Here is a 9,278-nt window from a genome sequence, read left to right as displayed (position 1 = left end):
CTAATATAGCATGAGATTATTATATGACATTAGAAATAAAGCCCATTAAAAAACATTATGGTGCGTATGTTAATTGTGATGATATTTCTAAATTATCTTCCAGAGATTATATAAGAATAAAAGAATACCTTTCTATTTTTGGTTTGCTAATTTTTAATAATCAAAGGATGGATGATGAATCACTTGTTAATTTAGCTCGCGAAATAGGAAATGGGAAATTAGAGCAGCCAGCTAGGAAAATTTCTTTATCTGATCATAGAAAACATATTGCTTATCTAACAAACCTGAATGATAAGAGTGGAAGTCCATTAGGTTTCTCAGGAAGTGATACTGATTACTGGCATTCTGATCAAGAATTTCGGGTTAATCCTGCTTCTGTCAGCATTCTTTATGGTGTTGTTACACAATGTAATGGTGGTAATACCTCTTTTGCATCAACATCTATTGATTATCTGGGTTTTTCTACTGATGAAGTTTCAGTATTAAATAAACTCTGGTCAACCAGACAACCCGCAGCTTCTCATGATAATGCTCCTCATATTACAGTAGCGCACCCTGTAATAATTAAAAACGAGAAGACAGAAAGGGAGTATATATATGTAAGTGAAAATACCATTGAATTTATTGATAATAGTGAAACATTACCTCAATCGGGAAAAATAAAACAAACTGTTCTAGAAAGGATTTTATCTGCTGAAAATATTTATTCACATATATGGTCAGAAGGAGACCTTATTTTATATGACAACAGCCAACTATTACATCGACGGGAATGTTTTAACGGTAATAGGTTTATTAAGGCATTAAAAATTTATCCCGATGAGTGCTACCAGCCCAAAATACCTGGTAGAAAAATCGAGGAAAATAGTTATGTATATTAAGAAAGAAAATGAAAGCTTCATTAAGCATCTGGTTAAAGACAGCAACAGAGGGTACACTCAAGATGCTGTTCTTAAGCCTGCAAAAGCAATGCTGATTAGGGCTGGTATTACAGGAGGTTTACCGTTCGATAGTTTAACTTCTGATGTTGTAACTGGTTGTTTACCAGAAAGTATGGCTTGTTATGGAATGTGTTTTGCTGCTATCTCCAGTTGGAGAAATGGCATTGATTTTGGTAAAAGGGTAGATAATTATTTAGACGAAGATATTTTTAATTCTGACTTACGTTCACTTCCTGATTCACAGAAATATATCCGCTGTGGATGGAATAGCGATCCTTCGTGGAACTGGTCACTTTCAACCCGCATTGCTGAACTGGCCAGAGATGCTAATTTACTGATGATTTTCATTACTAAGGCTTTCAGGAATATTCAGGATAATATTATGCAGCGCTTAGTCGCTGTCAGAGCAGAAATGAGAGTTTCGGTGAGTGCACTGGATACAAATGAGCAATTAAAGAAACGGCTTGAATTTATTGAACAGTATCGAAATGCTGGAGGTATTACTGTTCCTATTGTGCTAACTGGTTTTTTTAAAGATATTACTTTAATGGAACGTCAGGAAAATATTGTCAACTGGATGGTGAAACATGATTATCCAGCAGCCGAAAATAGCTTGCGGTTTCCATATGATGCAAAGATTTCTGAGTTAATAGATCAGAGAATGACTAGGCCGTTAGAAAAAGGAGATGAATTTTGGAGCGGTCGTTTATATCCTGAGAAACTTATTTTTCCAACAACAACAACAATCCCAGAAAACTACCAAGGAATTAACAACAGCTACCTATCTAATTTAAAACTGGATGATATTAATAAATTATTTATCGATCCGGTTAAAACCAATCAAGAAGTCATTTCTTCATCCTCACCTTTAGCCAGCCCCAAAATGTGTGGTGTATCTGATACACGCCGTTGTGCCCAAAACACTTAATTAATAAAACTTACCTCAGTCTCGCTTTATCTTTTTGATTAGTGACGAAATCGTTTAATTGACAAAGTCGAGACTGAGTTTTTAGTAACATATATATGTTATTTATTTAATACCTGTCCAAATAGTCCAATAATCATTTTCAACAATATTGGTTAAAGAGGGAAGGGAGTTCTTTATATAATCAACAAGATAAGCTATTTCTTTATCACTCAGTTCGTGAAAAATAGAACGTCCTTTCCGTAATCGAAAATCGTCCGCTAATTGTGAAAAATCATTATACGTAGTGCGTTTTTCTAAAAAAGAAAGCGTGTTTACATGCCTAAATCCGACTTCCTTAAACCCATTAATCACATTGTCGGTATCAGGTCTCCGTTGGTTTTCAAAATCGCGTAAATGTGGGTAAACATCAAAAATATAACCACGAATGTGTTCAGGTGAGCCTGGCAGGTTAACGTCCTGAACAGTTCGATCCTGTAAGATATACATACCCCCTGATCGCAATAAACGATTGGCTTCGGCAAAACAAATTACTCTGTCTTCTTCGCTGATATGATGAATAAGTGCACGCTCGAATATAATATCCTGACTGTTTTCGGGAAGGCCGGTATGGAGAGCATTCCCTTTTTTGAGGGTGATATTTTTCAACTCCTGAGTATTCTCAGCCGCATCAGCTAGCATTTGATCTGAAAAATCAACACAAGTGACGCTCTTTGCTCCCAGATTAGCCCATGCCCGAGAGTAAATCCCGCCACCACAGCCAATATCTGCGATATCTTTACCTTTAGGCTCAGTCAAACTATGAATTATATCGTACCATTCCTGTTGTACATCGCGTCCAAGATAAGTATGCCGGTTCTCTTTTGCATTAAAATCAATTGCCATTTGAGTTTCCTTCATTAATGGATTTACTAAATGAATTTCAAACTTCGGCCTCAGTTAAGTGACGGTGTCACTAAAAAATCTTTTAATGTCAGCCCAATTCCCGCTAGCAGACAGCTTCCCAGAGTGATCATCGTAGCGACAATACTATGTTGAGTTAACTGTACAGTCGCAATAGGGAGTAAGAATAAAATTGTCAGGTTATTGAAGCTTTCTGATACTGCTAATATCTGGCCTTTATTCTGTTTGGCCCGATTCGCCAGAATAGAGGTACTAACAGGGGCTGCAATTCCTTGAGCATAACCCCATAACATTAGACAACTCAGGCTGAAAAGCAGGGATAATGGAATTAGCATAAATACCGTACAAGCTACGAAAAGTAAGGTTATTGTCAACAGTAGTATGTATTCATCCCGAATACCTCTACGCTTCACAAAAGTTATGGATAAATTGCCAATGCCAAGCCCGATACCAAATACGGATACAGATATACCAATCGTGTCTGTTGCTAAATCATAATAACGCCGCAAAACTTCTCCAGATAAGATAAAAGCAGACACTGCCGTTCCATTCCAAAGTCCTTTTGCAATAAGAGGGCGGATTAACTCACCCTGAGATATCCATTGAAACTTTACCAACGGAAGTTTTATTTTTTCTTTTCCTGAAGGTTGGTGTGAATTGTACTTTAGGTGTAATACTTGTTTTTGGCTTAAAATGCAGAGCAAAAAACACCCTATCGCACTAATCAAAAATGGCATCTGCCAATTAAACTTCTCAGTTAAAACACCAGCAAAGACAGGGCCAGTAACAATTCCTATAGTCATACCGAGCATAACGATCCCCATTGCTGAAGCTTGCCTGTGAAGGGGAAAAATCTCTGCAATCAAAGCAAAAATAGTTGGAATCAATGCAGCCGCTGCGATACCCCCAAAAATACGTAGCCCGATAGCAACTGCTAAATTGGGCGCTATAGTTAATAGCAGCCCATCCAGTGAAAGAAAGAATAAAGATGCCAGCAACAATTTAGGCCGGTTTATCCTATCTGATAACCAGCCAAAAACGGGTGCCATAAGCGAATAAGAGAAAGCATAACCAGATACCAGCCAGGCAGCTTTATCGGTTGTTGTGTTAAATGCCTCAGCTAATGGCTGGAGTATAGGGGCTAACATAAACTCTGTCGTACCGATAAAAAATACAGCACACGAAAATATCAGCAAAATAAAGGGCGAAGCGACAGGCGATACAATACGTGGTGACATATTAAAGTCTCCTTAGTAAAAAAATAGATTGCGTAGGGTCAGATGAACAACTAATGAAGTTTTAAGCGAATGCGTTTCGTATTGAAAAATAGATACGGATGAGTAGGGGGAGAGTTTGGGTAATGCAGATATTCAGATGAGTTAGTTCAGATTCACTGCCAGCGATTGCCGGCAGTGAGGTTGGTGATTATTACTTATTTAGCAGAGGCTGCTTCAAGATCAAGTACACTAATCGGACTTTCATTTTTTGCTACATCGTGGCTGAATGCACAAACACGCCATGGTGCTTCAGATTTAGCCAGATTGACAGGTCTCCACAAAGGAGCATAACCTGATTTATCTTCACAGTCCGTTGCTGCTTTAGGACCGTATTTTACTTGTGTCAGCCCTGAAAGTTCATATGGCAGAGCTTCAATCGTTACAAACCAATTGTCAGTTCCATGGTCATCATAACGAATAGTTGGCTTAGTGGTTGGTGGAGTATCATCAATTTCCCGCAACATCACAGATGCATCTTTTGCGTTCTGCCACTTACCAGAATTATTCTGATGAATAGCACAGAGTTTATAGATACCTTCGCCTTCAGGTACTAACAGATTTTCCAGTGGCTTCTGGCTGGCAGAAACTGGAGCACCATATCCGCTTGCATCTTTACAGTCAATTTCACTGATTAATCCGACTTTATAGCGGATATTTTTGACATCAGCGTCTTCTTTAATGACCACATCCCATTTAGCTTTTTCACCATCAACAACACTTTGAGTAACCCAAGGTGACCAAAACTGGCTTCTTTCTAAGAAATTACCGCTATTATTTTCAAGTTTAGACAGATCCAGTTTATTGTCTTTGGTTATTGCATTAGCAATAGAGTCTACAGGAATAAAATAGCTGGCACCTTCTGCCGAAACACCTTTATTGTCTTCAATCGTACACGGTCTGCCACTTCCGCAACCATTCATTCCCGGCTCGGTAGTCGTGTTTAGAATACCGATAACATCTGTTTTTCCTTTTTCAAAAACAGGAGAACCAGACGTTCCGCCAACGACACCCGCACAGTTAACAGAGAAAACCGGGGACCACAGCCATGGAATGGAGCTTTCATAGAGTACAGGCGCTTTTCCGGTAATATCACATTCAGATTTCCTGAGATAAGTGGAATCATAGTCAACATTATTGACAGGAATGTGAGTTAACACGATAGGCTGATGTTCCATCGAAAGATTTTTCTTCAGCTTCAGTGGATGATAGCCTTTTTGAGCCAAATCACCATAAGTTGCTTTCAATTGTAAGACAGCGATATCTTCATATTTCATGGTTGAATATAAAATACGATCAATCTTTATTGGTGAAAGACTGTCTTTTTTATCAATGAAATAATCTGGTGTAAATTCCCAGTATTCAGATGCTGGTTGATCAACAATGACTTCATTTGTATTGCTGCTATTTTCAACACAGTGACCTGCTGTTACGATTAGCGCTGCTGTATCTTTAGCCGGTGTATTTTCGCCAGCAATCAGGGTTGCGGTACAATGCGAACCACCCATAAATTTACCGACAGTTTTGAATTTATCAGCACCAGGATCAGTAGATTTCATTAATGGGGCTTCATTAGCCAAAGCATTTGAGCACGCTGCGATAGAAATTAAACTAGCTAATAGGGCTTTACGATAAGTCATAATTTTCCTCCTTTAGGTTATGTCGATGACTCGGAGGCTATTATCAGGATTAATATTAATAAGTTCTATTTAACTGTTTTGTGCCTTTGCGTATACAAATCTGGCAATTGAGAAATAAATAAGAAATAAAATAAAAACTCACTGCCAGCTAGCGCCACCAGTGAGTTTGTTGATTTATAATAATTTTTATTGACTAGAATTTCCAATTAGCATTAAAGAACACACCGTTGTCCTTATGGCTGCTTGATAATATGCCGTTATATCCCACTGACAATTGAGTATTTTCATTAATGCTCAGAGAAGTTCCGGCTTTCATGACCGCCGCATCACGCGCAGCGGAGACGCTGTTGACCGTAAATGACACATCGCTGTTGCTGAAACTCAATTGACTGTCGCGTGCGGCATTACCGAACTGATGTTGCCAGCCTAATTCACCATACATGCCGACAGTCAGTTGATCCTGCGTCTGCCAGTTCTGGTTCACACGCAAACCTAATGTCGAGAGTGTGGCATTCTTCGATTGTTTTTTACCGGTCAGGGCAGCACCACCACCTTGTTCATTGATGCCATCGTTGCGGAAATTAACATGGGACAGGTTGGCGAAAGGTTCCAGATTCAGCCAGTCCGGATTGACTCCGTAAGCGGCTTCCGCAAATAACTGCCCGGTTTGCGCACCATATTTAGCTTTCAGGTTGTCAGATTGATTACCGAAGGCTACTGAACGCTCGGTATCAAACCGGTGCCAGCTGTAAGCGATACCCGTACGCAAGGCCAGAGCATCCAGTTGTTTGCTGCCATAAAATGCCAGATGGAAGTTATCACTGCCTGCGGAAGTATTATCACCGCCACGCAGGGAAGAGCGGGTGAAACCGGTGGCCATGCCGAGACGCAAGTCATTCGCTAATTCCCGGTCAGCCCCCAGAAATACACCGTAGTTAGACATGCGATAACCGTTGGCTTCACTGCTATTATCAGTACGTTGCCAGTTACTGCTGATCTGTGCCCAGACCCCGTTTTGGTCAGCCTTGATCTCCTGATTTGCTAATCCACCCTCTGCCTGACGTAAACGCGTATTCAGGGTATCGCGCAGATAACGGCTGCCGTTGATTTGTGCAGACGCGATATCGGCGTGGATCTGACCGGAAGACAGTTGTTGAAATGCTTTGCCTGCCTGTGCCGCCGTATCCGACATCAGGATACTTTCATATACCGGATGCCCCAGATGCAATTTATCCGCCGCATTGGCGATGGCGCGCTCATTGGCGGTTTTCGCCACACTGGCGAATGAGGTGGCGTTACGGTTGATATTCAGCATAACGCGATCAGGAAGGTAACTAAGCTTCAGCTGATTATCAATGAACACATAGTTCGGTGCCATGGTTACAGTCGAAAATTTACCAGTGACTTCGCCGCTTGTCTGTAAGATATTATGTGGTTCAAGCAGACTACCAACTTCTTTTTTTGCGAGTAGATTGCTATTACTTTCTAACCAGACTTGTACCGAGCCACCTCTTAACTTCGCTGAACCACGGCTTGAAATTCGATCAATTAACACTTGGGTATTTCTGGCAATATTAACCAGATAGTGTGAATTTTCCTCGAACGTGAGTGAACCAGTAGTACCGTTTCCGCTTAGTGAAGCCCCATTCTGTACAGTAACCTCAGAAGTGATGCCACCACTAATCTTTAACTGACCTTGCTCTACTATTGTCGGGCCTTGATAGGTGCTGTTTTTACCGGTCAGTTCCAGCATGCCTTTACCGGTTTTGGTTAATCCGCCGTGACCGGAAATATCATTACTCCAGTAGTCATAGGCACACTCGATGCTGTCACATGTGCGTTCTACCGTCGTACCTTTTTCTAATACACCGCCAATACCGACGATATTCGCGACAAACTGCGTATCCTCATAGGACTCCGGAATATAAAATTCAGCCGGAATATCGTCCTTAGTGATAAACATTTTCGGGCCTTCAATGGCATCTTTCAGGTTCAATAATCCCCAGCCATAGCGTACGTCGATCCCTTTTTCACCCAAATCTGTCGCTGTGGTTTTTAGAACATCAGAAATTTGGGCTGCTGTCATATAAGGGAAGCGTTGCATCAGGACGGCGGCTGCGCCGGCGACATGTGGTGCTGCCATGGATGTACCGCTGTAGCGAGCATAAGAAGAAGGGTCAATTTCAGCTTTAATCTCGCCTTTAACCAGATCATCCTTGTGTATTTTATCAACGAACTTACCTGTGCTACTGTAAATGTATGAGCCTGGTGCAGATAGACAATAACTGGCAGTATACCCACAAATAGTTGATGACAGAGCCAGTTCCTTTTCCTGAGTCAGGTTGGTGACATTAAGATAATTTTTTAATACGTCAGGGAAGAAAAACGGCATACCTGCATCTAATCCAGTAACGTTATAGTTATTTGAATTTCCGGCAGCAAAAACAATTAACTTATCATGTCGGGCAGCACGAAGTAAGGATGCACTTCTGATGAGACCGGAAAATGGATAATCTTCTTCTGGTATTGGATGACGGCTGAAACCATCTAACCATCCTTTAAATGGTTCAGCCTTTTTAATAACATCTTGCAGTGTGACTTCGACATAATCCAACGTACCATCTGGTCGTCTTATCGGTTTACCGTTAGCATCTAGATTAATCTCAGGATAAACTCCCCAACTATTGTTGATAATCCGAGCATCACTTTGGATCATCGCTTCTGTTCTGTTGTAGTAATTATTTAAAAACTTACCTGTAATCAAGCCAGCATCAAATGCGACTCCATGCATCTCCTTGCCGTCTCGGTTTGCCGCAATAATACCTGAGACATGATTCCCATGGGCACCGAAAGTGATATTGCCTGATTTGTCTTCATCATAGTTCACCGGATCTTCGGGACTTAATATTTTAAGTTTATCTGCGAATTCAGCATGATGAGTCACTCTCTCATCCAGAACTCCCACATTAATACCTTTACCCGTATAACCACGGGCGTAGGCATAATGTGCACCAATAGCCGTTAATCCCCACTGGCGTTTAAACTCATAGGATAACCAACTATCTGGTGAATTTAGCTGACCCTGTTCCTGATATCTGTTATCAGCCATTGATGCGGTAGTAGGTAAAAGTCCACATAATAATGATATCCACAAAACAATAGGTTTTACGGAATTGTTTTTTTTCATAGCAATAAGCCTGTTTCTCATATAGTGAATTATTTTGAATGACTGGTTGATAAATAATCACTCAAAAATATTTATAATAAAATCTGATTTAAAACTATATGTTTCTGGCGACATCAGTTTGTCATAGAAATGAGCTATCATTTCGGGAGTAGTTCTGATAATGGTGATTAATACTCTGTGAGTAATATTAATTTCCTGCCAGTGGCCTATTATAAAATAATAAGTAAAAGCTAAAAGCAAGGAATAATTTAACTTAAATCTTATGATCTTAATGGTTTTTTCATTTTGACTGCATGGAATTAGTTTAATTTAATCAGTGTGTTATATTTTTATGTGAGATTTTTTCTTAAAATAAAAAATACTTCAAACTGATTTAATTTCTATTTTTTTTGTTTATATAGTTAATGT

Annotated in this window: 6 protein-coding genes; 2 read left to right on the top strand and 4 right to left on the bottom strand. The window is 40.0% G+C overall.

From position 1 onward, the window contains the following. The first annotated feature begins 23 nt into the window (after nucleotides 1-23). The gene (locus tag AACX38_RS02980; RefSeq protein WP_228865693.1) at nucleotides 24-881 is read left to right on the top strand and encodes a TauD/TfdA dioxygenase family protein; all 858 of its coding nucleotides are present in this window, start codon (nucleotides 24-26) and stop codon (nucleotides 879-881) included. Then, nucleotides 871-1,869 carry a hypothetical protein gene (locus tag AACX38_RS02975; protein WP_099122907.1) on the top strand — a complete coding sequence of 333 codons (999 nt, stop codon included), beginning with the start codon at nucleotides 871-873 and terminating at the stop codon, nucleotides 1,867-1,869. The genes AACX38_RS02980 and AACX38_RS02975 overlap by 11 nt, the downstream gene beginning before the upstream one ends. Before the next feature lie 102 nt (nucleotides 1,870-1,971). On the opposite strand, the gene AACX38_RS02970 is transcribed toward AACX38_RS02975, so the two are convergent. The 4 genes from AACX38_RS02970 to AACX38_RS02955 all read right to left on the bottom strand — a co-directional run bounded on the left by AACX38_RS02970 (nucleotide 1,972) and on the right by AACX38_RS02955 (nucleotide 8,870). Next, nucleotides 1,972-2,751 carry a class I SAM-dependent methyltransferase gene (locus AACX38_RS02970; protein ID WP_228865692.1) on the bottom strand — a complete coding sequence of 260 codons (780 nt, stop codon included), beginning with the start codon at nucleotides 2,749-2,751 and terminating at the stop codon, nucleotides 1,972-1,974. Nucleotides 2,752-2,801: 50 nt separating this feature from the next. Further along, entirely contained in the window at nucleotides 2,802-4,007 is a 1,206-nt protein-coding gene (locus AACX38_RS02965; protein ID WP_228865691.1) for an MFS transporter, read from the bottom strand. Between the two features lie 194 nt (nucleotides 4,008-4,201). Continuing rightward, nucleotides 4,202-5,683 carry a trypsin-like serine peptidase gene (locus tag AACX38_RS02960; RefSeq protein ID WP_228865690.1) on the bottom strand — a complete coding sequence of 494 codons (1,482 nt, stop codon included), beginning with the start codon at nucleotides 5,681-5,683 and terminating at the stop codon, nucleotides 4,202-4,204. A gap of 193 nt (nucleotides 5,684-5,876) precedes the next feature. Next, nucleotides 5,877-8,870 carry an autotransporter serine protease gene (locus tag AACX38_RS02955; RefSeq protein WP_228865689.1) on the bottom strand — a complete coding sequence of 998 codons (2,994 nt, stop codon included), beginning with the start codon at nucleotides 8,868-8,870 and terminating at the stop codon, nucleotides 5,877-5,879. Between the last annotated feature and the right edge of the window lie 408 nt (nucleotides 8,871-9,278).

The sequence above is a fragment of the Xenorhabdus sp. PB30.3 genome (genome assembly GCF_963895965.1).
GTDB lineage: Bacteria > Pseudomonadota > Gammaproteobacteria > Enterobacterales > Enterobacteriaceae > Xenorhabdus > Xenorhabdus stockiae.
Note: the sequence above shows the minus strand (reverse complement) of the source record. Positions and strands in the feature narration are given on the sequence as shown.

What these genes read in the sequence shown, in the direction of transcription:
- AACX38_RS02955 (WP_228865689.1), bottom strand. Translation starts at nt 8,870, where the DNA reads ATGAAAAAAAACAATTCCGTAAAACCTATTGTTTTGTGGATATCATTA.
- AACX38_RS02970 (WP_228865692.1), bottom strand. Translation starts at nt 2,751, where the DNA reads ATGGCAATTGATTTTAATGCAAAAGAGAACCGGCATACTTATCTTGGA.
- AACX38_RS02975 (WP_099122907.1), top strand. Translation starts at nt 871, where the DNA reads ATGTATATTAAGAAAGAAAATGAAAGCTTCATTAAGCATCTGGTTAAA.
- AACX38_RS02965 (WP_228865691.1), bottom strand. Translation starts at nt 4,007, where the DNA reads ATGTCACCACGTATTGTATCGCCTGTCGCTTCGCCCTTTATTTTGCTG.
- AACX38_RS02980 (WP_228865693.1), top strand. Translation starts at nt 24, where the DNA reads ATGACATTAGAAATAAAGCCCATTAAAAAACATTATGGTGCGTATGTT.
- AACX38_RS02960 (WP_228865690.1), bottom strand. Translation starts at nt 5,683, where the DNA reads ATGACTTATCGTAAAGCCCTATTAGCTAGTTTAATTTCTATCGCAGCG.